The organism is Actinosynnema sp. NPDC004786 (assembly GCF_053601135.1).
In genome coordinates this window covers 75,039-100,628 of record NZ_JBSGBG010000036.1, presented here as the reverse complement: position 1 = coordinate 100,628, position 25,590 = coordinate 75,039, and the positions used below count along the sequence as shown (strand labels likewise).

The 25,590-nt window shown below is 75.4% G+C and carries 26 protein-coding genes; 21 read left to right on the top strand and 5 right to left on the bottom strand.

Annotation, left to right across the window (positions count from 1 at the left end; translation table 11 throughout):
* The 5 genes from ACWEFJ_RS27835 to ACWEFJ_RS27815 all read left to right on the top strand — a co-directional run.
* The coding region (locus ACWEFJ_RS27835) for a hypothetical protein (protein WP_449715519.1) at positions 1-183 on the top strand (183 nt) is incomplete at its 5' end.
* 79 nt (positions 184-262) lie between these two features.
* The gene (locus tag ACWEFJ_RS27830; protein ID WP_378098298.1) at positions 263-937 is read left to right on the top strand and encodes a MerR family transcriptional regulator; all 675 of its coding nucleotides are present in this window, start codon (positions 263-265) and stop codon (positions 935-937) included.
* A gap of 149 nt (positions 938-1,086) precedes the next feature.
* The gene (locus ACWEFJ_RS27825; RefSeq protein ID WP_378098301.1) at positions 1,087-2,019 is read left to right on the top strand and encodes an NAD(+)/NADH kinase; all 933 of its coding nucleotides are present in this window, start codon (positions 1,087-1,089) and stop codon (positions 2,017-2,019) included.
* Between the two features lie 154 nt (positions 2,020-2,173).
* A complete protein-coding gene (locus ACWEFJ_RS27820; RefSeq protein ID WP_449715518.1) occupies positions 2,174-2,947 on the top strand; it encodes a winged helix-turn-helix domain-containing protein in 774 nt (257 codons plus the stop codon).
* 122 nt (positions 2,948-3,069) lie between these two features.
* Entirely contained in the window at positions 3,070-3,471 is a 402-nt protein-coding gene (locus ACWEFJ_RS27815; RefSeq protein WP_378098304.1) for a hypothetical protein, read from the top strand.
* Between the two features lie 69 nt (positions 3,472-3,540).
* Here the strand turns inward: ACWEFJ_RS27815 and ACWEFJ_RS27810 are convergent, their stop codons facing one another.
* The 3 genes from ACWEFJ_RS27810 to ACWEFJ_RS27800 all read right to left on the bottom strand — a co-directional run bounded on the left by ACWEFJ_RS27810 (position 3,541) and on the right by ACWEFJ_RS27800 (position 8,175).
* The gene (locus tag ACWEFJ_RS27810; protein WP_449715517.1) at positions 3,541-4,203 is read right to left on the bottom strand and encodes a DUF4097 family beta strand repeat-containing protein; all 663 of its coding nucleotides are present in this window, start codon (positions 4,201-4,203) and stop codon (positions 3,541-3,543) included.
* 281 nt (positions 4,204-4,484) lie between these two features.
* The gene (locus tag ACWEFJ_RS27805; protein ID WP_449715516.1) at positions 4,485-5,726 is read right to left on the bottom strand and encodes a cellulase-like family protein; all 1,242 of its coding nucleotides are present in this window, start codon (positions 5,724-5,726) and stop codon (positions 4,485-4,487) included.
* A gap of 133 nt (positions 5,727-5,859) precedes the next feature.
* Positions 5,860-8,175, bottom strand: coding sequence for a beta-galactosidase (locus ACWEFJ_RS27800; RefSeq protein ID WP_449715515.1), 2,316 nt, complete (start codon positions 8,173-8,175; stop codon positions 5,860-5,862).
* 129 nt (positions 8,176-8,304) lie between these two features.
* Here ACWEFJ_RS27800 and ACWEFJ_RS27795 point away from each other — a divergent pair, with 129 nt between their 5' ends.
* The 8 genes from ACWEFJ_RS27795 (at position 8,305) to ACWEFJ_RS27760 (ending at position 15,271) form a co-directional block, all read left to right on the top strand.
* On the top strand, positions 8,305-9,015 hold the full coding sequence (locus ACWEFJ_RS27795; RefSeq protein WP_449715514.1) for a FadR/GntR family transcriptional regulator: 711 nt from the start codon (positions 8,305-8,307) through the stop codon (positions 9,013-9,015).
* A 44-nt stretch (positions 9,016-9,059) separates the two neighbouring features.
* Positions 9,060-9,251, top strand: a complete 192-nt coding sequence (locus ACWEFJ_RS27790; RefSeq protein WP_449715513.1) for a hypothetical protein — start codon at positions 9,060-9,062, stop codon at positions 9,249-9,251.
* Positions 9,233-10,003 carry an SDR family NAD(P)-dependent oxidoreductase gene (locus tag ACWEFJ_RS27785; RefSeq protein WP_378094727.1) on the top strand — a complete coding sequence of 257 codons (771 nt, stop codon included), beginning with the start codon at positions 9,233-9,235 and terminating at the stop codon, positions 10,001-10,003. The genes ACWEFJ_RS27790 and ACWEFJ_RS27785 overlap by 19 nt, the downstream gene beginning before the upstream one ends.
* Positions 10,004-10,030: 27 nt before the next feature.
* Positions 10,031-11,176 (top strand): galactonate dehydratase, encoded by a 1,146-nt coding sequence (gene dgoD / locus ACWEFJ_RS27780; protein ID WP_449715512.1) that lies wholly within the window; start codon positions 10,031-10,033, stop codon positions 11,174-11,176.
* Positions 11,173-11,805, top strand: a complete 633-nt coding sequence (locus tag ACWEFJ_RS27775) for a bifunctional 4-hydroxy-2-oxoglutarate aldolase/2-dehydro-3-deoxy-phosphogluconate aldolase (protein ID WP_449715511.1) — start codon at positions 11,173-11,175, stop codon at positions 11,803-11,805. The genes dgoD and ACWEFJ_RS27775 overlap by 4 nt, the downstream gene beginning before the upstream one ends.
* Positions 11,805-12,707 (top strand): sugar kinase, encoded by a 903-nt coding sequence (locus tag ACWEFJ_RS27770; RefSeq protein ID WP_449715510.1) that lies wholly within the window; start codon positions 11,805-11,807, stop codon positions 12,705-12,707. The genes ACWEFJ_RS27775 and ACWEFJ_RS27770 overlap by 1 nt, the downstream gene beginning before the upstream one ends.
* Positions 12,708-12,855: 148 nt before the next feature.
* Positions 12,856-14,358 (top strand): cellulose binding domain-containing protein, encoded by a 1,503-nt coding sequence (locus tag ACWEFJ_RS27765; RefSeq protein ID WP_378094735.1) that lies wholly within the window; start codon positions 12,856-12,858, stop codon positions 14,356-14,358.
* Positions 14,359-14,533: 175 nt separating this feature from the next.
* The gene (locus tag ACWEFJ_RS27760; protein WP_449715509.1) at positions 14,534-15,271 is read left to right on the top strand and encodes a DUF4328 domain-containing protein; all 738 of its coding nucleotides are present in this window, start codon (positions 14,534-14,536) and stop codon (positions 15,269-15,271) included.
* Positions 15,272-15,542: 271 nt separating this feature from the next.
* Here ACWEFJ_RS27760 and ACWEFJ_RS27755 read toward each other — a convergent pair whose 3' ends face one another.
* Entirely contained in the window at positions 15,543-17,240 is a 1,698-nt protein-coding gene (locus ACWEFJ_RS27755; RefSeq protein ID WP_378094739.1) for a M14 family zinc carboxypeptidase, read from the bottom strand.
* 357 nt (positions 17,241-17,597) lie between these two features.
* On the opposite strand from ACWEFJ_RS27755, the gene ACWEFJ_RS27750 reads away from it, so the two are divergent.
* Complete coding sequence (locus ACWEFJ_RS27750) at positions 17,598-19,640, top strand: S8 family peptidase (protein WP_449715508.1); 2,043 nt, start codon at positions 17,598-17,600, stop codon at positions 19,638-19,640.
* 24 nt (positions 19,641-19,664) lie between these two features.
* A complete protein-coding gene (locus ACWEFJ_RS27745; protein WP_449715507.1) occupies positions 19,665-20,168 on the top strand; it encodes a hypothetical protein in 504 nt (167 codons plus the stop codon).
* Positions 20,169-20,396: 228 nt separating this feature from the next.
* Here ACWEFJ_RS27745 and ACWEFJ_RS27740 read toward each other — a convergent pair whose 3' ends face one another.
* Entirely contained in the window at positions 20,397-20,726 is a 330-nt protein-coding gene (locus ACWEFJ_RS27740; protein WP_449715506.1) for a DUF6204 family protein, read from the bottom strand.
* Between the two features lie 405 nt (positions 20,727-21,131).
* Between ACWEFJ_RS27740 and ACWEFJ_RS27735 the strand changes: the two genes are divergently transcribed.
* Genes ACWEFJ_RS27735 through ACWEFJ_RS27710 form a run of 6 tightly spaced genes read left to right on the top strand, consistent with a single transcriptional unit; the run spans position 21,132 to position 25,589 of the window.
* Positions 21,132-21,452: a hypothetical protein gene (locus ACWEFJ_RS27735; RefSeq protein WP_378094747.1), complete on the top strand. Its 321-nt coding sequence runs from the start codon at positions 21,132-21,134 to the stop codon at positions 21,450-21,452.
* Entirely contained in the window at positions 21,449-22,477 is a 1,029-nt protein-coding gene (locus ACWEFJ_RS27730; protein ID WP_449715505.1) for a SchA/CurD-like domain-containing protein, read from the top strand. Before ACWEFJ_RS27735 ends, ACWEFJ_RS27730 begins: the two co-directional genes overlap by 4 nt.
* Positions 22,474-22,863 carry a cupin domain-containing protein gene (locus tag ACWEFJ_RS27725; RefSeq protein ID WP_449715504.1) on the top strand — a complete coding sequence of 130 codons (390 nt, stop codon included), beginning with the start codon at positions 22,474-22,476 and terminating at the stop codon, positions 22,861-22,863. The genes ACWEFJ_RS27730 and ACWEFJ_RS27725 overlap by 4 nt, the downstream gene beginning before the upstream one ends.
* The gene (locus ACWEFJ_RS27720) at positions 22,860-24,116 is read left to right on the top strand and encodes a beta-ketoacyl-[acyl-carrier-protein] synthase family protein (protein ID WP_449715503.1); all 1,257 of its coding nucleotides are present in this window, start codon (positions 22,860-22,862) and stop codon (positions 24,114-24,116) included. Before ACWEFJ_RS27725 ends, ACWEFJ_RS27720 begins: the two co-directional genes overlap by 4 nt.
* Positions 24,113-25,345 (top strand): beta-ketoacyl synthase N-terminal-like domain-containing protein, encoded by a 1,233-nt coding sequence (locus tag ACWEFJ_RS27715; RefSeq protein WP_449715502.1) that lies wholly within the window; start codon positions 24,113-24,115, stop codon positions 25,343-25,345. Before ACWEFJ_RS27720 ends, ACWEFJ_RS27715 begins: the two co-directional genes overlap by 4 nt.
* 1 nt (position 25,346) lies before the next feature.
* The gene (locus tag ACWEFJ_RS27710; RefSeq protein WP_449715501.1) at positions 25,347-25,589 is read left to right on the top strand and encodes a phosphopantetheine-binding protein; all 243 of its coding nucleotides are present in this window, start codon (positions 25,347-25,349) and stop codon (positions 25,587-25,589) included.
* Position 25,590 lies beyond the last annotated feature (1 nt).

Sequence of the window (25,590 nt, the reverse complement as noted above, 5' to 3'; positions counted from 1 at the left end):
AACTCGTCGTTGGAGATCGCGGATCTGCAGGAGACGAAGATGCCGGGCGCGTGGGAGTTCATCGAGGCGATGGTCATCGGCCGCGCCGTGCGCCCCCTGACGAGCAAGCCGTCGACCACGTTGCCGATGGCGACGGCCGGGCACACCGACGGCACCAAGCACGACGTCGACTGCGATTGCTGATCCCGGTGGCGGGCCGTCACCGGCGACGGCCCGCCACCGCTCGGCATCCCGTGTCCCGACGACGATCGACCGAGGCGCCGTGTCGCAGATCCGCATTACGGAGCTGGCGCAGCTCACCGGCTTCGCACCCTCCGCGATCCGCTTCTACGAGAACTCGGGGCTGCTGCCGACCGCGTCCCGCAGCGCCGGCGGCCGCCGCGTCTACACCGACCGCGACGTGGACCGCCTCCGGTTCATCGCGCGCGGCAAGCAGATGGGGTTGACGCTGGACGAGATCCGGGAACTCGTCCTGGGCTGGGACGGCAACACCCCGGACGCCGCGCGGGACCTGCTGATCGGGAAGCTCCGGTTCCGGATCTCGGAGGTGAACCTCCGGATCGCCGAGCTGTCCGCCTTCTCGCTCCAGCTGGTCGAGACGCTGCACGGGTTCTCGGCGCGGGACGCGGCGACCGACCGCGACCACGACCTGCCGTGCCTGCGCAGCTGGATGAAGGTCCTGGCCTACCCCCACACGTACCGCCACGGGGACGGGGTGCTGGCGGCGACGTTCCCGAGCAGCCCGTCGTTGACGGTGGCGCTGGCGGAGCTGGTCGCGCACGAGTGCGTGTGCCGCCGACCGACCGCGGTCCTGCTGCGCTGCACCCCTCGCACCACGACGCTCGAACTCGCCGTGGACGACCTCGAAGACCACCTGGTCGCGACCCTGTTCGCCACCCGACCGGGCACCCCGATCGAACCCGCCGACCTCCCGTGACCACGACCGCGTCCGCGCGGGGAGGAGGCGTCCCGATCCGGTGCCGCACGCAACCGGTCCGCCCGTCGCCACGAGCGGTCGGTCTGCGAAGCGCCTCGGCGGCGGTTAGGGTTCGACGTCGTAGTCCGTCCGCCGGAGGAGGAGCCGCGGTGGCGGGAGGTGGGCACGTCCGCACGGTCGGGGTCGTGGCGCACCCGCGCAACCCCGTGGCCGCCTCCCTGGACGTGATCACCCGGTTCGCCCGCCGGCACGGCGTGCGGGTCGTCGCGCCCGCCGCCGACGCGCGCCGGCTCGGTCACGGCCTGCTCCCGGTCCCGCCGGACGAGTTCGCCGACCAGGTCGACGCCGTGATCAGCCTCGGCGGCGACGGCACGATGCTCGGCGCGATGCGCCTGGTGGCGGGCCGCCCCACCCCGGTGCTCGGCGTCAACCACGGCAACCTCGGCTTCCTGGTCGAGCTGGCGCCCACCGACCTGCCCGCCGCCCTCGACCGCCTCACCGACGGCGACTTCTCGCTGGAACCCCACAGCTGCATCCAGGTCGAGCACGCCGGGGCGCAGCCGGCGGTCGCGTTCAACGACGCCGTCCTCACCTCCGCCCGACCGTGGACGGCGGTGAACGTCGACCTCTCCGTCAACGGCGTCCGCCACGGCTACTACCGCTGCGACGCGGTCGTCGCCTGCACCCCCACCGGGTCCACCGCCTACAACCACGCCGCCGGCGGACCGGTCATCTCGCCGTCCGTCCGGGCGATCGGCCTCACCCCCGTCGCACCCATGACCGGCATCGACCGCACGGTCCTGTTCGGCGCGGACGACGCGCTCACCCTGGCCAACCCCTCCGACGCCCACGCGATCCGCCTCACCCTCGACGGCGCGGACGCCCGCGAGGTCGGTCCCGGCGGCGAGCTGACGCTGGCGCTGCACCCGTCCCCGGTCAACCTGGTGCGCTTCGACGCCGCCGCCCACGCCCGCCGCTCGCGGGTCAAGCTCAGCCTCCTCGACCTCCCGCTCCGCCCCGACCAGCTGCTCGAACTCGTGCCCGAGGACGTGCGGGAACGGGCCCGCCGGCTACCGGGCTGACCGCACCGCGACGACGGCCGCCGCGGCCCATGCCGCGAGCACCGCCAACCCCGCCCACCACGCGAGCGGGAAACAGCCGGTCGACGGCGCGTAGTGCGCCACGACCTGCGGGTATTCGACGAGGGTCTGCTGCGCCGCGAACCCGGCGGCCGGCGTGACCCGCAGCGCCCACCCGCGCCACCTCGTCCGGCAGCAGCGGCACGGCCGCCACCGCGTACGGCAGCACCACCACCGCCACGACGACCACGACCGACGGCCACACCCGCCGCACCAGCGCCCGCACCCCGAGGGCCCGGCCCGCCTGGTGGACAACCTGGTCGACAACGCGGTCGTGCACAACGAGCGGGGCGGCTGGATCGCGGTGCGCACCGCGCCCGCGCCGCCGACGCTCGTCGTGGAGTCCGGCGGACCCGTCCTCGACCCGCGCCGCACGGCCGACCTCGGCGAGCCGTTCCGCCGCCTGGCCACCGCCCGCACCGGTTCGGACGCGGGCTCGGGCCTGGGGCTGTCGATCGTCCGGGCGGTCGTCGAGGCTCACGGCGGCCTCGCCCTGGGCGCGGACGACTACCTGGCCAAGCCGTTCCACTTCCCCGAACTGGTGCTGCGGGTGCGGGCGCTGGCCCGCCGCCGGCCGTCCGCCCGGCCCAGGGTGCTGCGCGCCGCGGGCGTCGCACTGGACCCGGCGCTGCGCACCGCGACCCGCGAAGGGCGTCGCCTGGACCTGTCGCCGAAGGAATTCGCCCTGCTGGACGCGCTGCTGCGGGCCGCGCCCGCCGTCCTCAGCGCGGAAGACCTGCTGGAGCGGGTCTGGGACGAGCACGCCGACCCGTTCACCAACACCGTGACCGTGGGCCGGCTGCGGCGCAAGCTCGGCGACCCGCCGGTGCTCCGGACGATCCCCGGCGCGGGCTACCGGCTCGGTCCGTGACGCCCGGCGCGGTCGCCGGGCCGATGTAGGCGATTTCGCCGATCCGCGCCCGCCGCCTCTCGCGGTTCCCTCAGGGGGTCCTGCCCCTGACCCGCGGCCCGCCGCGGAGAGGAGAGATCACCGTGACCACGAAGAAGAGGCCGAGAGCGTGGCTGTGGCTGGTGGCGTTGGCCGCGATGCTCGTGGCGGCGTCGCCCGCCGTGGCGGCGTCGTCGCCGGCCGCGCTGGAGGTGGACGAGGCCGGCACCTACGTCATCTACTCGATCGACGACCTGGCTCCCGGCGCGTCCATCAGCAAGCACTGGAACTTCACGCCCCAGGGGCTCTCGCACCGCGTCGACGTGTGGCCCAAGCCCAACCCGCTCGCGCTGGGCGTGGCGTGCGAGATGGAGGTCGTGCGCACCTGGAAGTCCATGACCAACTACTTCGACTCCCCCTCGGAGCTGGAGCTGCACTGGACGGTCAAGAACGTCGGCGCCTCGACCTGTGACGGCGACGTCTACCTGGTCTACGTCAACCCGTAGCGGGGGTTTCGCGCCCCACGGCCGGCGGGTCCACCCCTCGGGGCGGACCCGCCGGCCGGGTCGCGGGTGTCAACGGCCGCGGGCGACGATGTCGCCGTGGCTCGTGGTGGCGTGGATGCTCAGGTCGGCGGTGCCGGTGTTGCGGAGCGTGTTCCGGATCCGGCCGTGACCGGTGCCCGCGTCGAGGGAGGCGGACACGCCGGCCGCGGCGTCGACCGACACGTCGCCGGCCAGGGTGCGCAGCACCACCGTGCCGCTCACGGCCTCGGCGATCCGGATGTCGCCCTTGCCGGTGCTGATCTCCGCGGAGCCGGTGAGGCGGCCGACCGCGACGTCACCGCTCCGGGTGGTGAGGCGGACGCTCCCGACCTCCTCGACCTCGACCGACGCGTGCGCGCCCTCGACCGCGACGTCGCCGAGCCGCCCGACGCCCCGGAAGTCCACGCCGGCCGCCCTGACCTCGACGTGGGAGCCCGCGGGCAGCCGGACCTCCACCTCCACGAACCCGGAGGGGCCGAGGACCTGGGTCTTCGCCGGAGCCGTGATCCGCAGGACGCCGTCGCCGTACTCGACCGCGGTCCGCGCCGCGGCCTGCACGTCACGACCCTTGGCGGCGTCCGCGGGCCGCACCTGGACCGCCGTGTCGGCCCGGTCGTCGGCGATGAGGCGGACGTGCCCGGCGGGGACGTCCAGGACGGTGGAGATGGGGGCGGGGGTGTCGAACGTGCGCATCGTGCTCTCCCGTGGTCGTCGGTCCGTGGCTGACGGGATCAACGATCACGGGCGGCCCTGACACCGACCGGCCACGGCGCTGACACGGCCTCTGACACGGCGCAGGGGGTCGGTGGTGTGGAGCGACGCGGGTGCTCGTGGTGGTCTGGGCGGCGGACCGGATCCCGCTGCGCAACGGGCGCAGCGGGCCGGCCGGCTTCACCCGGCTGCTCGACCGCGGCCTGCGTCCCGGTGGTCGCGGCGCACGAGTCGATCGCGCGACGAACGGGACCAGGACGCGGTCAGCGGCCCCAGAGGAGGTCGTTGCACTCGCGCTGCAGCGCGATGTCCGCCCACATCGGGTGGTGCGGCGCGGCGTTGGAGCACACGACCGAGCCCCACGCGCCGACGCGTGCCGCCTCGGTGGCCGCCAGCCGGCAGAAGGACGCGCCCACCGGGCCCTCCTCGAAGCCGGCGTGCAGCGGCGTGTAGCCGACCCAGCCCTCGCCGAACACCAGCGGCACGCCCGTTTCGGCGGCCCAGTCGGCCGCGGCGGCGATCCAGGTGGTGAGCCGCTGCCGCATGGCGATCCGGTGGGTGGCGTAGCGGTCGTAGAGCCAGGCGTCCCACTTGTCCGGGTCGCACCAGTCGTGCACGTACACCTCCCGCGCGCCGACCACGGTCGCGGCCGGCCGCCATCGCCGGTCCGGCGGCGGCGACCAGTCGGCCAGGTCGGGCGCGTCCGGGCGCAGCAGCTCGCGGCGCGCACGTTCCTGCGGGAACGGCCGCCCCGGGTCGCGCAGCGCGAACACGTCGAGCAGTTCGTCCAGCACGCCGTGCACGTAGGGGTGGAACACCACCACGTCCGCAGTGCGCGGCACGCCGCGCATCGAGCCGACCGGCACCGTCGCGTAGTCCACCGCGACCATCCGGTCGGGGTGGCGTCGCCTGAACCGCGCCAGGCCGCGTTCCAGCCGTGGCCGCAGCGCCACCACCGGGTCACCGGCCAGCCCTTCCGCGAGCCCGCCCACCTGCACCTCGTTGTGCAGCTCGGTGAACACCACCCGGTCGTCCAGCCCGTGCTCCACCAGCAGGTCCACCAGGTCGGCCAACGCGTCGGCCAGCGCCGTCGCGCGCTCCTCCGGGTCGATCGACCGCACGGCCTCGTGCCAGGCCGGGTCGAGGGCGAACGACGGGCTCTGCTGGTACTCCCAGCTGGACAGGATGACGAAGCAGTCGTGCCGCCGCGCGGCCCGGAACAGCTCCAGCAGCCGTTCCCGGACGTCCACCGTGGTCTCGGCGCGCACGTCGTACCACCGGACCCGCTCGCCGTACCCGCCGCCCAACGGGCCGAACCGCACGGCGGAGGTGTCCACACCGGACCGGAACAGCAGCAGCGGCATCGCGCAGATCCGCACGGTGTTGTAGCCGCGGTGCACCGCCTCGGCGAAGCGGCGGTCCAGGTCCTCGAACGGCTCACCGGGCCCGGAACGGGTGTACCAGGTGAAGTCCCACAACGTGATCGTCAACCGCGCCGGCTTCACGCCGCCACCGCCCTCGAACTCGTGGCGGCGCGGATCACCCGGCAGACCGCCGCTTCCCCGGTGGACCGGTCGGAGCGCGCCGGGTGCGTCCACCGACTGCCGGGACACGTCGCGCGGTGGGACGGCCGCGCGCTCACCACAGCTCCACCCGCGTGCGGCGGACCAGGCGGGCCGAGTCGAGGGAGGCGGTGGCCGTCCGGTACCGCGCGCGCACCGCCGGGTCGACGTACACCGCGCTGCCCGCCGGGCGCGGCAGCACCCGGATCTCGACGCCGTCGGCCGCGACCTCGTCGGCGAACCGGCGCAGGCCGATCTCCCACTCCGGGCCGTGCCAGAAGTGGTCGGCGACGAGCCGGCCGCCGACGTGGGCGCGGGCCACGTCACCGGTGTAGCCGAGCACGAGCAGCACCTCGTCGTCACCGCGAAGGGCCTCGGCGGGCACCTCGACGTGGAAGACCGCGGCGTGCTCGAAGTCCTCGTCCAGGGGCGCGGACGCCCGCCGCCTCGGACCGCCCGTCCGGGCGGGTGGGGCCTTCGCTCCTACGCGCACCGCGCGCACCACCGGTTCGTGCCGGGTGCCGTCCGCGGTGAGGCGGACCCGGCGGAACTCGCCGTGCGGTTCGCCGGTGACCCGGTCGGGCGCGGGCAGGAACGACACGTCGAGGTGGTCGCGCGTGGTCTCCACCCACGCCGAGTCACCGTCGACCACCACCGGCTCGTCGCACAACACCACCGTGTCCACGCCGGCCACGGTCAGCCGCTGCAACCGCGACCCGCTCGCCTCGTCCAGCACGAGCAGCCGTGCCGTCGCGCCGTCCGGCGCGGTGGCCGTGACCACGGCGTCGGGTCCGGGAGCCGCGACGGTGACGACGCCCTGGTCGTCGATCCGCGCGCCGTCCACCCGCGTGCCGACCGGGAACGCGAACCGCGGGGTGATGCCGGCGGTGGCGACGAACACGGCCGTGGGCACGCCGTCCCACGCCGGCCGCGCGACCGGCGTCGCGCAGGCCCACGCCAGCTCCACGGAGCCGACGCGGTAACCGATCGGCCAGGCGAAGTGGGCCCCGGAAGGCACGGTCACGCCCTCGTCGGGCAGCCGCACGGTCCGGTCGCCGAGCACGACCTCGAAGCGCACGTCGTGGTGGTCGGGCAACGGCTCGTGCGGCTGGTGGTTGTTGACGAACAGGAACGCGCCGGCCCCGCCCCACCGCACCGACCAGCGCGGCACCGCCCGGTCGTCCAGGCCCGGCGGGCGCACGTCGGGGAAGTGCGCCCCGGCCCGCGCCAGCTCCGCGCCGTTGTCGCGCAGGAACAGGTGCTGGAGCCGCAGCGCGGCGAACGAGGGCCGCACCTGCCCGTACGCGCCCAGCGGGGCCTGGAAGTCGTAGTCGACCACCGGCAGGTCGTTGGGGTAGCCGGTGGCGTGCGACTCCTGGTTCGGCGTCGCCAGGTCCAGGCGCTGCGAGCAGCCGTGGTAGAGGTAGTAGCCCTGCCACACCGACCCGCTCGCGAGCTTGGTCAGCGCCAGGGCCGACACGTCCGCCGCCGGGACGAGCGGGCGGCGGTGGTAGGCGATGGCCATCCCGCCGCCTAGCTCGCACGTCGCGTAGGGGTGGCGCGTGTCGTCGGGACCGCCGGCCGCCGGCGCGGTGGCGCGCAGGTCGGCGCCGATCGCGTGGTCGTCGCGGATCGGGGTGGGGAAGTAGTGGCGGCGCGCCTCGCGGGCCCACCCGTCGGAGGCGTCCTCCCAGAACGCCTCGGGGTAGCCGCCGTAGACCGGGAGCACCACGTCCGGCGGCAGCCGGGCCGCGCCCCACCCCGTCGCCGTCCACAGTGGAGCGTCGATGCCGACCTCGCGCGCCAGGGCGCGCAGCGTGGCCAGGTGGTCGGGCCGGTCGTACAGCTCGTTCTCCACCTGCACCGCGACGACCGGGCCGCCGTCGGCCCACCACGAGCCGGCGAGCCGTTCGGCGATCGCGCCGTAGTAGGACCGCACCGGCGCCAGGTAGGCCGGGTCGTCGGTGCGCGGCACGCAGTCCACGTCGGACAGCCAGTCGGGGAACCCGCCGTTGCGGCACTCGCCGTGCGACCACGGGCCGATCCGCAGCGAGACGGCTAGGCCCAGCTCGCCGCACAGCGCGACGAAGCGCCGCACGTCCCGGTCGCCGTCGAACCGCCACCGGCCGCGGACCTCCTCGTGGTGGTTCCAGAACAGGTAGGTGGCGACGAGGTCGATCCCGCCCGCCCTCATCAGCAGCAGTTCCCGCCGCCACAGCGCGTCGGGGAAGCGGCTGAAGTGGAACTCGCCCATCACGGGCAACCACGGCCGCCCGTCGCGGCTGAGCGCGCGGCCGTCCACGCCGACCGGCCGCGGGTCGTCGGGGGCGGTGCCCATCGGCAGGTGGCCGGTCGGCGGCGGGACGGGGTCGTGAGCGTGCAGCGAGAGCATGGGCGCTCCTGGACTCCGGCGGTCGGCGGCGGGTTCATCGTGGGCACGCCGCACACCGGTGTCAAGGATTATTCATAAATAATGACTACTTGCTACGCTGGTGGCCGACCACCGCCGGGAGGGAGCACCATGGCGCGCTACACCGGTCGCGGCGTGCACTACCAGGTCGTGCACGACCTCGGCTCGCGCATCGTGGGCGGGCGGTACGCGCCCGGCGACGTGCTGGACCTGCGGGAGCTGGGCGAGGAGCTGGACGTCAGCCTGACCGTGCTGCGCGAGGCGTTGAAGGTGCTGACCGGCAAGGGCCTGGTGGACGCCCGGCAGAAGCGCGGCACCTTCGTCCGGCCGCGGTCGGCGTGGGACCTGCTCGACGCCGACGTGATCGACTGGCGCATCGACGGCGGCGACGCCGCGCGCGTGCTGCGCGACCTGGCGGACCTGCGGTCGGTGATCGAGCCCGCGGTCGCGCACCGGGCCGCCGGGCGTCGCACCGAGGCGGACCTGGCGGCGCTGGACGCGGCACTGCGCGCGATGGCCGAGGCGGGCGGGGACGCGGTCGCGGCGGCGGAGGCCGACGTCGCGTTCCACCGCGCCCTGCTCGCCGCCACGGGCAACGAGCTGTTCGCGCGGATGGACCTGCTGCTCGAACCCGGCCTGCGCGCCCGCGACCGCCTGGTCCACGCCCACACCGGCGTGGACGACCCGGTGCCGAGCCACCGCGCGGTCCTGGACGCCGTGCGCGCCGGCGACGCCGCCCGCGCCGAACTGGCCATGCTGGACCTGCTGGCCAAGGCGCTGGCGGACCTCGACACCGTGGCCGCGCCGGTGGAGCGCCGGTGACCGGGCGGGTGGGGCGTGTGGTCGTGCCGACTGGTGGAGCGCCGGTGACCGGGCGGGTGGGGCGTGTGGCCGTGCCGACCGGCGGAGCGCCGGTGACCGGGCCGCTCGCGGGGCGTGCCGGGGTGACCGGCGGGCGTTGCGAGGGGGCGGCGCGGGGGACCGGCGTGGTGATCGGGCGGCCGGTGGGGCGGGTTGCGGTGGCGGGCGTGGTGATCGCGTGGGCGGGGCAGCGGTGACCGGGCCGCTCGCCGGACGCGTCGCCGTGGTCACCGGCGCGGCGCGGGGGATCGGGGCGGCGACCGCGCGCCGGCTGGCCCGCGACGGCGCGGCCGTGGCCCTGTTGGACGTCTCCCCCGAGGTGGACGCGACGGCGGCGGACGTCGTGGCGGGCGGAGGGCGGGCCGTCGCGGTGCGCTGCGACGTCAGCTCCGAGGACGACTGGGCGCGGGCCGTGCGCGCGTGCCGCGCCGAGCTGGGACCGGTCGACGTGCTGGTCGGCAACGCCTACGTGGTCGACGTGCGGCCCGCGCACGAGACCAGCACGCGGTCCTGGGACCGGCAGGTCGCGGTCAACCTCACCGGCGCGTTCCTCGGCGTCCGCGAGTGCCTGCCGGACCTGCGGCGGGACCGGCGGGGCGCGGTGGTGCTGACCTCCTCCGTGCACGCCCTCATGGGCCTGCCCGGCCGCGCCGCCTACGCCGCCACCAAGGCCGGGCTCACCGGCCTGACCCGCCAGCTGGCCGCCGAGTACGGCACCGAGCTGCGCGTCAACGCCGTGCTGCCCGGACCGGTGCTCACCGCCGCCTGGGACGACATCGGCGAGGACGACCGCCGCGCCAGCGCCGAGCAGACCGTCGTGCGCCGCCTGGGCCGCCCGGAGGAGGTGGCCGCCGTCATCGCCTTCCTGGTCGGCGACGACGCCTCCTTCGTGACCGGCGCGTGCGTGCCCGTGGACGGCGGCTGGAGCGTCTACAAGACCTCGTCCTGACCGGCACCCGACCCGAACGGAGCGCGCGTGAAGATCACCGAGGTCGAGACCTTCCTCGTCCCGCCCCGCTGGCTGTTCTGCCGCGTCGGCACGGACGAGGGCATCACCGGGTGGGGCGAACCCGTCGTGGAGGGGCGCGCCGACACCGTGCGCGCCGCCGTGGCGGAGCTGTCCGACCTGCTCGTCGGCGCGGACCCCGGCCGCATCGAGGACCTGTGGCAGCTCACCACCAAGGCCGCCTTCTACCGCGGCGGTCCCGTGCTCTCCAGCGCCGCCGCCGGCATCGACCAGGCGCTGTGGGACATCCTGGGCAAGTCCCTGGGCGTGCCCGTGCACCGGCTGCTCGGGGGAGCGGTGCGCGACCGGGTCCGCGTCTACGGCTGGATCGGCGGCGACGAGCCGGCGGAGGTGGCCGACGCCGCCGCCGCGCAGGTCGCGGCCGGGCTGACCGCCGTGAAGGTCAACGCCGGCGGCCGGATGGCGCCCGTCCCCACCCGCGCCGGGACCGCCGCCGTCGTCGCGCGGCTGGCCGCCGTGCGCGAGGCCGTCGGCGACGACCGCGATGTCGCCGTGGACTTCCACGGCCGGTTCACCACCGCCGCGGCCCTTCGCGTGCTGCCCGAGATCGCGCCCCTGCACCCGCTGTTCGTGGAGGAACCCGTGCTGCCCGAGCACCGCGACCGGCTCGCCGACGTCGTGCGGGCCGGGCCGGTGCCCATCGCGTGCGGCGAGCGCCTGTACTCGCGGGCCGACTTCCTGCCCGCCCTGCGCGCCGGGGTCGCCGTCGTCCAGCCGGACCTGTCCCACGCGGGCGGCATCTCCGAGGTCCGCCGCATCGCCTCCCTGGCCGAGGCGCACGACGCGCTGCTCGCGCCGCACTGCCCGCTGGGCCCCATCGCGCTCGCCGCGAGCCTCCAGGTCGCCTTCGCCACGCCGAACTTCCTGATCCAGGAGCAGAGCATCGGCATCCACTACAACCAGGGCGCGGAACTGCTCGACTACGTGCTCGACCGCGACCCGTTCACCTTCCACGACGGGGCGATCCGCCGCTGGGACGCGCCGGGGTTGGGCATCCGGGTGGACGAGGACGCGGTCCGCCGCGCGGACGCGGTCGGGCACCGCTGGCGGCCGCCGGTGTGGCGGCACGACGACGGGTCCTTCGCGGAGTGGTGACGAGGAACGGGGACGACGACGTGCGACTGATCGAGGCGCTGCGCGCGCACCGGCTGCTGGCCATCATCCGCGGCGACGACCCGGCGGCGTGCGAACGCGCCGCCGCGGTGCTCGTGGACCACGGCATCGCGTTGCTGGAGGTGTCCCTCACCTCCGCCGACGCGCTGCGCGTCATCGAACGCGTGGCCGCGGGCGTCGGCCCCGGCGTGCACGTCGGCGCGGGCACGGTCCTCACCGCCGACGACGCCCGGTCGGCGCGGGACGCGGGCGCGACCTTCGCCGTGACCCCGGCCCTGGGCGAGGGCGTGCACGCCTCGGTCGAGCTGGGCCTGCCGGTCCTGGCGGGCGCGCTCACGCCCTCGGAGGTCCTCGCCGCGCACCGCGCGGGGGCCGCGGCCGTCAAGGTGTTCCCGGCGTCCTCGCTCGGGCCCGGTCACGTCGCCGCGCTGCGCGCGCCGTTCCCGGACGTCCCGCCGGTGCCGGTGGGCGGCATCGGCGTCGAGGACGTGCGGCGGTACCTGGACGCGGGCGCGGTGGCGGTCGGCGTCGGCGCGCCCCTCACCGGCGGCGACCCGGCCGGGCTGGCGGAGCGCGCCCGGTCGTTCCTGCGGGAGGCGGGTCGCCCGTGATGGACGCGATCGTGCTCGGCGAGACCATGATGTCGCTGCGCAGCACCGGGCCCTGGCGCCTGGGCGGGTCCGCCACGACCTCGGTCGCCGGCGCGGAGAGCACGGTGGCCATCGGCCTGGTCCGGCTGGGCCACACCGCCCGGTGGGTCGGCCGCGTCGGCGCGGACGAACCCGGCGAACTCGTCGTGCGCACGCTGCGCGCCGAAGGCGTGGACACCTCGGCGGTCGTCCGCGACCCCACCGCGCCCACCGGGTTGATCCTGTTCGAACGGCGCACCCCGGACGTCACCCGCGTCCTCTACCACCGCGCCGGCTCGGCGGGGTCGCGCCTGAGCGCGGCCGACGCCGTGGCCGGTCTCGCGGGCGGGACCCGGCTGCTGCACGTCACCGGCATCACGCCCGCCCTGGGCGCGGGCCCGCTGGCCGCCGTGCGCGCCGCCGTCGACGCGGTCCGTGCCGCGGGTGGCCTGGTGTCGCTGGACGTCAACCACCGGAGCCTGCTGTGGTCGGCCGACGAGGCGGCCCGCGTGCTGCGGCCGCTCGCCCTGCGGGCGTCGGTCGTGATCGGGTCGCCGGACGAGATCGCGCTGGTGGGCGGCGACGACCTGACCGGCGAGGTGGTCACCAAGCTGGGCCGCGACGGTGCGCGGGTCCGCACCCGCGACGGCACGTGGAGCGCGCCCGCCCACCGGGTGGACGCGGTCGACCCGGTGGGCGCGGGCGACGCGTTCACCGCGGGCTACCTGTCCGGCCTGCTCGACCGGCTGCCGCCGGCGGAACGGCTGGCCAGGGGCACCACGACGGCCGCGTTCGCGGTGCAGGCGGTCGGCGACTGGGAAGGGCTGCCGACCCGGGCCGAACTGCCGCTGCTGGGCCTGCCGCCCGGCACGACGCTGCGCTGAACCGCTCGGACCAGTCGAGACGGTCCGGGGTGGAGGAACTTCACGTTGCGCAAACTCTTGGCTACAGTCGGCCTGGGAACGCTCCCAGAACCCCTGTCGTCCCCCGGTCGGACCTCCCGGCCGGCCATCAGCGCAGATGGCGGTGCCCATGTCCTCGAGCAGGTCGAGAAAAGTCCACAGCGGACTCGTCGTGGCCGTGGTCGCCGCCGCGGCCGCGGCCGGCCTCACGTCCCTGCCCGCGCAGGCCGCCGCCGGCTGCCGGGTCACCTACCAGGTCGGCAGCCAGTGGCAAGGCGGCTTCACCGCGAACGTCAACGTCACCAACCTCGGCGACCCGGTCACGAGCTGGAAGCTGACGTGGTCGTTCGCCGCCGGCCAGCAGGTCACCCAGGCGTGGGGCGGCACCGCCACCCAGTCCGGCGCGCAGGTCGCGGTGGCCAACGCGAGCTGGAACGGGGCGCTGGCCACCGGCGCGTCCACCGCGTTCGGCTTCAACGGCTCGTGGAACAACTCGACCAACCCCGTGCCCACGGACTTCGCGCTCAACGGCACCCTCTGCACGGGCACGACCACCACCACGACAACCACTACCACCACGACCACCACGACGACGACCTCGCAGCCGCCGGTCGACGGCGTGTTGGCCCGCGTGCACACGGTCGGCCGGGTCAAGACCACCTCGGGCGCGGTGCAGTACACCTGGCCGGGCATCTACTTCGAGGGCCGCTTCCGCGGCACCGGCGTCGGGATCGTGCTCAACGACCCCAACAACGACTACGACGTCCAGGTCGACGGCAGGACGGTGGCGACCCTGGTGACGCCGGGCCGCACCACCCACTGGGTCAACAACCTCGCCAACGCCGAGCACACCGTCCGGCTGGTCAAGCGCACCGAGAGCCCCTGGGGCGCGGGCGAGTTCGGCGGCTTCACCGCCGCCCCCGGCGGCGAGGTCCTGGCCAAGCCCGCCGCCCGCACCCGGCAGATCGAGTTCATCGGCGACTCCCTGACCGCGGGCTACGGCAACATGTCCACCACGCGCGACTGCTCGGCCAACGGCGGCGTCAACCGCAACTCCAACGCCGACCTCGGGTTCGCCGCCCAGGCGGCCCGCGCGTTGAACGCCGACTACCAGGTCACCGCCCAGTCCGGCCGGGGCATGGTCCGCAACTACAACGGCGGCGACCCGGGCACCGACTTCCGCACCACCTACGACCGGGCGTTGCAGCACGTCGCGGGCGACGTGTGGCAGAACCCCGGCACCTGGAAGCCGCAGCTCGTCGTGGTCAACCTGGGCACCAACGACTTCTCCACGCCCATCAACGCGGGCGAGCCGTGGACGCCCGCCGGCCTGGTCAGCGCCTACAAGACCGCCTACCAGGGCTTCCTGGACAAGCTGCGCGCCCGGTACGGCAGCGGGACGACGATCGTGGTCAGCGCCAGCGCCTACTCCGGCAACACGGCGTTCCCCCAGGCCGCCCAGCAGGTCGTGCAGGAGCGCAACCAGCGCGGCGACGCCAACGTCCGCTACTGGTACTACGACGACCCGACGCTGGACCTGCTCGGCTGCGACTGGCACTACTCGCTGCGCGACGACGGGATCATCGCGGGCCTGCTCACCAGCTACGTGAACGGGCTCCGGCTGAACTGGTGACGACACCGCCCGGCGGCGTGACCCCGGCGTTCCGCGCCCGGGGTCGCGCCGCCGGGCGCGGGTGCGCGCTGCGACGCACGCCGCCGTCCGGGACGTGGGAATCCGGTCCCTTTCGCCGGTTCCGTCACGTACGCTCCGTCCCGGGTCGGGGGGCCCTTTCGCAGTGGAGATGTCCGTGTTCCGATCCGTGCGCGGCCTTGGCGTCGCGTTCTCCGTGCTGGTCGCGCTGACCGCCCTGTCCGACCTGGTGATGGCCGGGTGGGTGTGGCGGGTGCACGGCGTGCTCCAGGACTACGTCGACGGGCTCGTCGGGGACGCGGAGTTCGACCGCACCCTCGCCGCGACCAACCTGCTCGACCTGGCCGGCACGGCGGTCTACCTCGCCGCCGGCGTGGTGTTCGTGGTGTGGTCGTGGCGGGTCCGCGCCAACGCCGACCTGGTCGCGTGGGACGCCCACCACCACGCCAGGCACTGGACCATCTGGGGCTGGCTGCCGATCGTCAGCTTCTGGATCCCGCGCCGGGTGGTGGCCGACGTCTGGGACGTCAGCGCGCCCCGCCACCAGCCGCCGCGCGGCCACGCCGAGATCAACTGGTGGTGGGGCCTGTTCATCGCCTACCAGGTGGTGGACCGGATCACCGACCGGATGCTGGCCGCCGGCGAGTCCGTCGACGAGTTCGCCAACGGCGGCGTGATGCTCGTCGTCGTCGCCGCGCTCTCGGTGGCCGCCGCCGTGCTCGCGGCGAACGTCGTCCGGCGGATCGGCGCGTTCCAGTCCGTGCCCGGCTTCGTCACGCCGCCCGACATCGTCTCGCCCTCGTCCGTCGGCCTGACCCAGGTCGACTTCCCGCGCCCGCCCACCGCGCCGATCCCGCCACCTGCCCACGACCCGCGCTGGCAGCGCCCGGAGTAGGCCACGCCGGAGCGGGCCGTGCGCCGGTCGACCGTGCGGTGGCAGCGGCCGGAGTTGGCCACGCCGGAGCAGGCCACGCCGGGGTAAGCCACGGCGGAGCGGGCCCGTGCGTCGGTTCGACCCTGCGGTGGCAGCGGCCGGAGCAGGTCCCCGGTCCTCACCGCGTGGCGGCAGCGTCCGGGGGAGGCCGCCCGCGGTCGTTACCGGGTGGCGGCAGGGTCCGGAGCAGGCCGCGCCGGTCCCATCCCGCGGTGGGACCGGCGCGACGCGGCTACAGCGACAGGCTCCACCAGTCGAGGTGGCCCGTCCCCACCCAGATGACGTTGTGCACCCGCAGTTGCCAGGTGCCGTTGCGGGTCTCGCGGGACAGGTCGAGGGTGAACGCGCCGCCGGGGTCCGGCAGGGTGCTCACGACCTGGTGCTGGAGGCGGTAGCTCGTGCCGTCCGGGGCGACGAGGTCCAGGGTGATGAGCGAGCCCTGGAGGTTCTTGTAGTGCACCTCGACCCGCGAGGCGGACCGGGCGTTGCCCTCGCAGCCGGTGACGGTCAGGGTGACGACCACCGGCGGGGTCCGGGTCACCACCGGCGTGTCGGTGTCGTCGACCCGCGTGGCGCACGGGGTCGTCGGTTCGGGCACGGGCGCGTACGGCGCGGCCGCCTGACGTGCCGCGTGGCGCAGCATGGGCAGCGCCTTGGGCCAGAAGAACCCGTCCTGGCACGAGTAGGACGGGAAGAACCCGCCGCACGCCTGCTCGGGCGGCGGGCCGACCTCCCACACGAAGGACGCGACGCCGAGGTCGTCGTACACCCAGTCGTCGGTGGTGCCCGAGGCCGAGTAGAGCACCTGGCCCGACTGCCCGTACTGCCAGCCCGCGCCCGCCAGCCCGGCGAACCGCTGGGCGAGGTCGCGCAGCGCCGCGTCGTTGCCGGTGCGCCGCTCGGGCCCGCCGCCGCTCCACGGGAACAGCACGTAGTTGCCGTAGCTGTGCAGGGACAGCACCAGGCCCGTGGTGTCGGCGGGCGCGGCCCGGGCCGGGTCGGCGGGCCTCCGGTCGCGGTACAGGGATCGCCACAACGCTTGCAGCGCACGGGTTTCCGGCTCGGACTCGGGTGCGCTGCCCCGGTAGGTCTGGTCGCACTGCTGGTCGGACGCGTTCTGGAGACCCCAGTTGGAGCCGGTGTTGCGGTTGAGGTCCACGCCGTGGTGGGAGTGCGACGCGGTGCCGCACGGGGTGCCCTGGAGGTCGGTGTCGTTGCCGTTCTTGCGGTGGGGCACCGGCGTGTCGCCGCCCCGCTGGACCTGCTCCACGCCGTCGGGGTTGGCGACGGGCACGACCCAGAACTCGGTGGTGTCCAGCAGGGCGGCGACCTCCGGGTCGGCGCCGCCCACGAGGTGGTCGATCCAGCGCCACGCGATCTCGCCGGTGGTCAGCTCGCGGGAGTGGAGCTGGGCCAGGACGAAGAAGCGGGGCTTGGGCGCGTCGGGGGACAGGGCGCAGTCGCCGGGGCGCTTGCGGGTGACGCACAAGGCCCGCAGGTCGTGCCCGCCCCGGTTCCGGGTCTTGAGCCAGGAATCGCCGTAGTCCACGACGGTGGCGAGGTCCGGGTGCTCGCGGGCGACCTGGTCGAGGTGCTGCTGGTGGGCGCCGACGGTGCGGTAGCCGCCGTGGAACGTGTCGCCGGTGGCCGCCGACCGTGCCGGCTCGGGCAGCACCTGGTCGACGGAGGCGGTGAACCCGGCCCGGGCGAGCGCGCCGCCCGTAGACCGGTCGCCGAGGACGAAGAGGTTGTCGCCCTCGCGGTGCTCCATCACGTCGAAGCCGGCGGCGAACAGGGCCTGCTCGGAGCCGAGCGGGGCGTGCACCTCGTAGAGGAGGGCGCGGTCGTCCGGGGTCGCCGTCGCCGGGCCGGCCGCCACGAGGGTGGCGGCGGCGCACAGCAGGGCGAGCCGTGATCGGTGTCGCTTCATCGGATCCTTCCTGCGCGGAGGAGGAACGCGGCGGAGGGAACCACTCTCCCAGGCGGGACGCGGCGACGTCCCGGCCGGCGTTCGGTGGGCCGACGTGCGCGGGGCCGGGTGGGCCGGTGACGTCGTCCCCTCGGGGAGTGCCGCCCACCTTGCCGGGACGGGCGGACGTCGTGCCCGCTCCGTGCGGTCCAGGCAGGAGGAACCCCACCGGCCTACGCGGCGGCCCCGGGGCGGCGGCCCAATGGTGGATGCCGGCCGGATCGCCGGGTGGCTACCCTCGGGCCGGCCCCGTGCGCGCGGTCACCGCCGCCGGGGTCTTCGAGGACATCACCCGTCCTACCCCGGTGGAGGCGAGCCGTGGGCGTGCGTTGGCCGGTGCTCCCGAGCGTCGTCGCGATCCTGGCCGGGGCGCTCACCTCCCCCGCCGCGGCACACGCCGCCCCACGCGACTACATCGTGGTGTTCCACGACGCGGCGGTCGCCCGAGCCGGCGGGTCGGGCGTCGCGGCACTCGCGTCGGCGACGGCCGGCCGGTACGGCGGCCGGGTCGACCGCACGTTCCACACCGCGGTGCGCGGCTACTCGGCCTCGATGAGCGAGGACGCCGCCCGACGCCTGGCGGCCGACCCGGACGTGGCGTCCGTGGAGCGGGACCGGCCGGTGCGGGCGTCCTGGCGGCAGCCCGACCCACCGTCCTGGGGGCTGGACCGCGTCGACCGGCCCGCCCTCCCGCTCGACGCCGCCTACACCTACCGCAACACCGGTTCCGCGGTGCACGCCTACGTCGTCGACACCGGCATCGCCACGACGCACCAGGACTTCCGCGACCGGGTCCGGTGGGGCGTCAACACCACCGGGGACGGGACGGACACCGACTGCCACGGGCACGGCACGCACGTGGCCGGCACGATCGGCGGCACGGCGCACGGCGTCGCCAAGGGCGTCCGGCTGGTGGCGGTGAAGGTCCTGGGCTGCGCCGGCGCCGGCACGGTCGCCGGCGTCATCGCCGGGCTCGACTGGGTCGCCGCCAACGCGGTCGCGCCCGCCGTCGCGAGCCTCAGCCTGGAATCGCCCGGGACGAGCACCGCGCTGGAGTCGGCCGTGCGCCGCCTGGTCTCGTCCGGTGTCACCACGGTCGTCGCGGCGGGCAACGCGGGCGGCAGCGCCTGCGACACCACGCCCGCCAGGGTTCCCGAAGTCGTCACGGTGAGCGCGACGGACCGCACCGACCGGCGGCCCGCCTTCGCCAACACCGGCCCCTGCGTGGACCTGTTCGCGCCGGGGGTGTCCATCACGTCCGCGTGGGGTACCGGCGCCAACACCGTGAGCGGCACGTCGTCCGCCGCCGCGCACGTCGCCGGCATCGCGGCGCAGTGGTTGACCCTGCGCCCGAACGCCTCGCCCGCCGAGGTCGCCGCCCGGCTGCGCGGGAACGCGGTCGCGGGCCGGGTCGTCAACGCGGGCGCCGGCGCGCCGAACCTGCTGGCCCTGGCGCTCACCCACCTCACCCCGGTGGTCGACCGGCCGGCGACCGCCTCCGGCGTCGTGGGCGCGCAGTTCGCGGTGGCCCCCGCCGTGTCCGGCGGCACGCCGCCCTACCGGTGGACGGCGACCGGCCTGCCACCCGGTGTGGCGCTCGACCCGGCGACGGGCCGGTACGCCGGCGTCCCGACCACCGCGGGCCGCCACACCGTGACCACCACCGTGACCGACGCGGCCGCCCGCACCGACACCGTCACCACGACCGTCGTGACCCGGATGCCGGGGCCCGTCCTCGGCCAGGCGGTGGACCAACCGGGGTTCGAGGCGAGGCCGGGCCCCGTGCCGTGGAGCGCGACGCCGGGCGTGCTCGGGCAGACCGGGCGGCCCGCGCGCACCGGCGACGCCTCGGCCTGGCTGGGCGGCACGGGCTTCGCCGGGCGCACGTCCCTGTCCCAGACCGTGACGATCCCCGCCGAAGGCGCCGTGCACACGCTGTCCTTCTGGGCGCACGTCGAAACCTCCGAGTGGGCGATCGGCAGCGGCCCCGCCGACACGCCCGCGACCGTGGCCCACAAGCCGAACCCGGAGGGGACGCCACCGCCGCCCAAACCGTGGCCGTGGCCGTGGGGACCGTTCCCGGACCCGTGGAGCGCGGGCCCGCAGCCGGTCCCGTGGGGGCCGCGCCCGGACGCCTCGGACCTGCTCGTCGTGGACGTCGCGCCGGCCGGCCCGGGACCGCAGCCCTGGGTGACCCTGGACGTGCTGTCGAACTTCGACGCGGCGTCCGGCTACCGGCTCAGGGCCTACGACGTGTCCGCGTTCGCCGGGACGTCGGTGGTCCTGCGGCTCACCGCCGTCGAGGACACCGGCGCGACGACGTCCTTCGTGATCGACGACGTCGCCCTCGACACCACCTGACCACACCTCCGGAAGGAGCCCACCGTGAAGCGCACCGTGGCCACCGCGGCGGCCGTGCTGATCGCGGCGTTGTCGGTCGCGACCCCGGCGCAGGCCGCGCCTCCGGCCGACTGCACCAACGGCAGCTACAGCGACGCGCTGCCGCCGTACCACACCCACTGGGTGCTGGGCGAGCGCTCGTACACGGGCGGCACCATAATCGCGAACACCACCTACCGGTTCTGGCTGCGCGAGAACGCGGCCTACACACCGCCCCTGTTCGTCTCGGCGCGCCGGGCGACGTGCAACGTGCTGGTCCAGTACGTCGACGCGATGCAGCCGACCTGGCAGACCGGCAACCTCCCGTGCCTGGTGACCGGCGAGTACCGCGACCCGGCGAGCACCACCACCTACCACGTCCTGCTCGGCGAGCGGGTCAACCGGCTCAACACGACCACCCAGGCGACCGCGAACTTCCGGTTCTGGATCACCGAGCAGCGGAGCGCGTCGGGCCGGAGCTACCTCGACAGCAGCATCGTCATGTGCTGAGACCGGTTGGGGGCCGCCCTTGGCCGGCAGCGCGGCGGCACGAGCGGCCGCGCTCGGCAACGCGCCGCCGGAACAGCTCCACGAGCCGACCTCGCCCGCCCCGTTTCGTCCTTTGTGGACTTCGGCGCGCAGGCGGCGGTGGCCGGCGCGCACGGGTTCGGTCGAGAGCGGAGCGCGGCGGTCCGGTCGCCCACCGGCAGGACGAGCCGCCGGGCCGCTCCCGCCGGGCTACGTGCGCCGGCGGATCTTGATCAGGTCGAGGTCGGTGGCCGAGGCGCGCATGTCGCGGAAGTCCACACCGAACTCCTCGACCGCGCGCGACGCCATGGCCAGCGCGCGGTCGCACACGGCACGGTCGGTCGCCTCCACCTCCGCCCGCAGCTGCACGCGGAAGCTGAAGAAGTCCAGCGACCGGTCGTAGGCCAGCGCCCCCTGCTCGGAGAAGCCGTTGTCGAGCACCCCGTGCCGGTCGACCTCGGCCAGCAGCCGCGCGCGGCCGGCGTCGTCGAGGTCGGTGAACCTGCCGCGCACCATGACCCGGTAGGTGTGCTCCGCCATGTGCCGTCCCCCGCTCGCCCGGATGTGGGGTGCATCGTGGAACACCGGCCGGGCGGACGGCAACCGACTTGACCGCCGTCACGGCGACGGCGCACGGGGTCCCGATTCCTGACGTCGGCACGTCAAACAGGCAAAACCGCCATTCCACGCCCGTCCGCCGAAGGTCACCGCGAACCCGGACGGGGTTCCCCCATGGTGTGAGAGTCCGCCCCGCGCGCCGCGCGCGGAAGGTGATGGGCGACAAGGGAAATGACCTGGGCGAGTGGTGTCCTGTCCGGTCGGACGACATCGCCGACCAGACGGCCGAGCCGTGATGTGCGCCGGGCGATGCTGGTTCGACGCGGGGCGCAGGACGCGGTGGGCGGCCTGGCAGCGCACCCGGCGCGAACAGGGAGGGAGGAGCCGATGTCACCGACGTCCCGGACGGCGTGGCTTCGCGGCGCCGCGGCAGGTGCGGCGGCGGTGGCGTGCGCGGTGGTCGTGGCCGCCACGCCGATCGCGCCCCCGGCTCACGCGGACCCGGGGATCTGCATCGACCTGGTGATGGAGCACGGGTACGAGGCGACCGACACCGTGCTCAAGGCGTGCAAGATCGCCAAGACCGGCAAGCACGACGACCGCCGCAAGTGCCGCCGCATGCTGGTCGACGAGGGCGTCGACTCCGATGTCGCGAAGGAGGCGTGCCGGATCGCCTCGGAGCCCGACCGGCGGCGGGTGCCCGCATGACGGCCGACACGCCGCCGGGCGAGCGCACCTCGACGCTCCTGACGGGCGGGGCCGAGCCGGCGGGCGACGCCGCGTCGGCGGTGGGCCGGCTGCGGGTGGTCTTCCGGCTCCGGGTGGCCGACGGTCAGCGGCACCGGTTCCTGGAGGCGTACCGGCGGATCCGGCACCGGGTGGCGCGGGTGGACGGCTACCTCGGCGACCAGCTGTGCCAGTCCGAGGACGACCCGGACGAGTGGGTGCTCACCAGCGAGTGGTCGAGCCCGGCGCACTTCCACCGGTGGGAGGCGAGCGCCGGGCACCGCGAACTCGCCGGGCCCCTGATGGCGTGCGTGACCTCCAGGGAGTCGCGCCGCTACCACGTCCGCCTCGCCACCGCGCCGCTGCCGCCGGCCCGGGGACCGGTCGGGGGCGGACCGGTGCGCCGTTACGCGTTGGCGTTCACCGTGCGGCCGGAGTCGGTGGCCGAGGTGGCCGAGATCCTGGCCGGCTACTCCTCGCCGCCGGCGGGGCGGGCGGGGGACGGGCCGCGGCTGCTGGACCGGACGTCGGTGTTCATGGCCGGGCCGCTCGTGGTGCGGGTCGTGGACATCACCGGCCCGCCGTCCGAGGTCGTGCGGCACCTGGCCGGGCAGCCGCAGGTCCGGGCGGTGGAGGAGAGGCTGCGCCCGCACCTCACGCTGGACCGCGACCTGTCCGACGACGACGGGCGACGGCGGTTCCTGGCGACCGCCGGGATGCGGGTCGTCGCCTCCGCGCACGGGTGCCCCGGCCACCCGCCCCGCACCGCCGCGGTCTACCGGGCGCTGCCGGGGCGGGGCGGGGAAGTGGCCCGCCGGCTCGCCGCCGACGCCGCGGTCCCGGGCCGCAACACCACGGTGTTCCGCCGGCGCGACCTCGTCGTGCACCTGGTCGAGTCGCCGGACGCGACGCTGGAGGTGCCGCTGGCGGGCGAGCTGGCGCCGATCGTCCGCACGGCCCGCCCGATGACGTTGGTGACCGATCGCATCGCAGGGGTGTCCTCATGACCAGCCAGACCTACCACGTCGTCAGCTCCCGCGACGCCGCGCCGAACCGGGCCCGGGGCGGGGACCTCCGCGTCCTGCTCGGCCCCGCGACCGTGGGGGCCACGACCGGGTTCCTCGGCGTGGTGCGCCTGGAGCCGGGGGAACGGGTCGACGAGCACTACCACCCCTACTCCGACGAGTTCCTGTACGTCGTGGAGGGCGAGGTCGAGGTGGACCTCGACGACGTGCCGCACGCGGTCCGCGCGGACCAGGCGCTGCTGTTCCCGACCGGGGTGCGGCACCGGGTCCGCAACACCGGCCCCGGTCCCGCCCGCGCGGTGTTCCACCTGTGCCCGCTGGCGCCGCGCCCGGACCTGGGGCACGTGGACACGGAGACGACACCGTGACCCGCCGGGTGGCCGTCACGGGGTTGGGGGTGGTGGCGCCGGGCGGGATCGGGGTGAAGCCCTTCTGGGAGCTGCTGACCTCCGGCCGGACCGCGACCCGGCCGATCGGGCTGTTCGACGCGCGGGGTTTCCGGTCCAGGATCGCCGCCGAGTGCGATTTCGACCCGGACGCCGCCGGGCTGTCGGCCGTGGAGGTCGCCCGGATGGACCGGTACGTGCGGTTCGCCGCGGTGGCCGCGGACGAGGCGTGGCGGCAGGCCGGACTCGACGTCGAGGACCCCTGGCGGGTGGGCGTGTGCACGGGGTCGGCGGTCGGCGCGACCACGCGGCTGGAGCTGGACTACGTCGCCACCTCGCACGGGGGCCGGCGGTGGCTGGTCGACCCGGGGGCGGCGTCCCCGTTCCTGTCCCGCGCCCTGTCGCCCGCCACGCTGGCCGCGGAGGTCGCCGACCGGGTCGGCGCGCGCGGACCGGTGCGCACCGTGTCGACCGGCTGCACCGCCGGGCTGGACGCGGTCGGCCACGCCGCCCGCCTCATCGAGGAGGACCGGGCGGACGTCGTGGTCGCGGGCGCGGCGGAGTCCCCGATCTCGCCCATCGCGGTGGCGTGCTTCGACGCGATCGGGGCCACCTCGACCCGCAACGACGACCCGGGGCACGCGGCCCGGCCGTTCGACCGCGACCGCGACGGGTTCGTGCTCGGCGAGGGCGCGGCCGTGCTGGTGCTGGAGGAGTGGGAGCACGCCCGTCGCCGGGGCGCGGTGGTGCTGGCCGAGGTCGCGGGTTTCGCGACCCGCAGCAACGCCCACCACATGACCGGTCTGACCGCGGAGGGCGTCGAGATGGCCGAGGCGGTGCGGCGCGCCCTGGCGCAGGCCCGGTTGGCCCCCGGGGACGTGGACTACGTCAACGCGCACGGTTCGGGCACCCGGCAGAACGACCGGCACGAGACCGCCGCGCTGCGCCGGGCGCTCGGCGCGCACGCGTACCGGACGCCGGTCAGCTCGATCAAGTCGATGGTCGGCCACTCGCTGGGCGCGATCGGCGCGATCGAGCTGGTGGCCTGCGTGCTGGCGCTGGGGGAGGGGGTGGTCCCGCCGACGGCGAACCTGGACACCCCCGACCCGGAGTGCGACCTGGACTACGTGCCGCACACGGCGAGGGAACGGGACCTGCGCGCGGTGCTGTCGCTGGGCAGCGGGTTCGGCGGGTTCCAGTCCGCGGTCGTGCTGACCCGCCCGGACCGGCGATGACCGCCGTGGTGACCGGCCTGGGCGTGATCGCGCCCAGCGGTGTCGGCGTCGAGTCGTTCTGGCCCGCGGTGCGCGCCGGGCGGGTGTCGCTGGGCGCGGTGCGCCGGTACGAGCCCAACCCGTACCCGGTGACCGTGGTCGGCGAGGTGGTCGGGTTCGAGGCCGAGGGCCGGGTCGATCCGCGCGTCGCCGTGCAGACCGACCGGTTCACCCACTTCGCGCTGGCGGCGGCGGACCTGGCGCTGCGCGACGCCGGGCTCGACCCGGCCGCCGTGCCGCCGTTCGGGTTCGGCGTGGTGACGGCGGGCTACGCGGGCGGGGTGGAGTTCGGCCAGCGGGAGATCGAGCGGCTGTGGCGAGGCGGACCCGACCACGTGGGGCCGTACCAGTCGATCGCGTGGTTCTACGCGGCCGCCGCCGGCCAGGTCTCCATCGGCAACGGCCTGCGCGGCCCGTCGAGCGTGGTCGTGGCCGACGAGTCGGGCGGCCTGGACGCGTTCGCGGTGGCCGCCGGGGAGCTGCGGCGAGGGGCCGCGGCGATGCTCGTCGGCGGCGCGGAAGCGCCCTTCTGCCCCTACTCGATGTGCTGCCAGCTCGGGCTCGACGTGCTCAGCACGGTCGACGACCCGGCCACCGCGTACCTGCCGTTCACCGCGCACGCCGCCGGTTTCGCGCCGGCCGAGGGCGGCGCGATGCTCGTCGTGGAGGCCGAGCGCGCCGCGTCCGACCGGGGCGCCGCCGCGCGGGCCGTCGTCGCCGGGTGCGGCGCGACCTACACCGGCACGGGGTGCCCCGACAGCTCGGCCGAAGGGCTGCTGCGGGCCGCCGAGGACGCGTTGGCCGAGGCCGGGCTCACCGCGGGCGACGTGGACGTGGTCTTCCTCGACGCGGTGGCGGATCCGCGGGCGGACGCCGCCGAGGCGCTGGCCCTGCGCCTGCTGCTCGGCGACCGGGCCGACCGGGTGCCGGTCACCGCGCCCAAGGCCGGGTACGGGCGCTGCTACTCCGGCGCGGCGGTGCTCGACGTCGCCACCGCCGTGCTGGCCGTGGAACACGGCGTCGTGCCGCCGACGCCGGGCGTCCGCGACTGCCGGTTCGACCTCGACCTCGTGACCGGAACGGCCCGCGAGGCCGACCTTCGCACGGCCCTCGTCCTGTCCCGCGGCCGGCACGGCGGCAACTCGGCGCTGGTGCTCCGACACCCGACATCGCTCACGGGAGGCAACTGAAGTGGAAGCGAACCTTTCCCCGGTCGACCTGGCGGCCCTGATCAGCCGGTGCACCGGCGTCGTGGTGACCGCCGGGCAGGTCACCGACCCGCGGCTGACCTTCGACGACCTCGGCATCGACTCGCTCGGCCTCATGGGGGTGCTGGGCGAGCTGCGGCGCGACCACGGCATACCCCCCGACGTGGACCTGCGACCGGACCGGTCGCCGCGCGAGCTGCTGTCGCTGCTGTCGGGGAGGGCGTGAG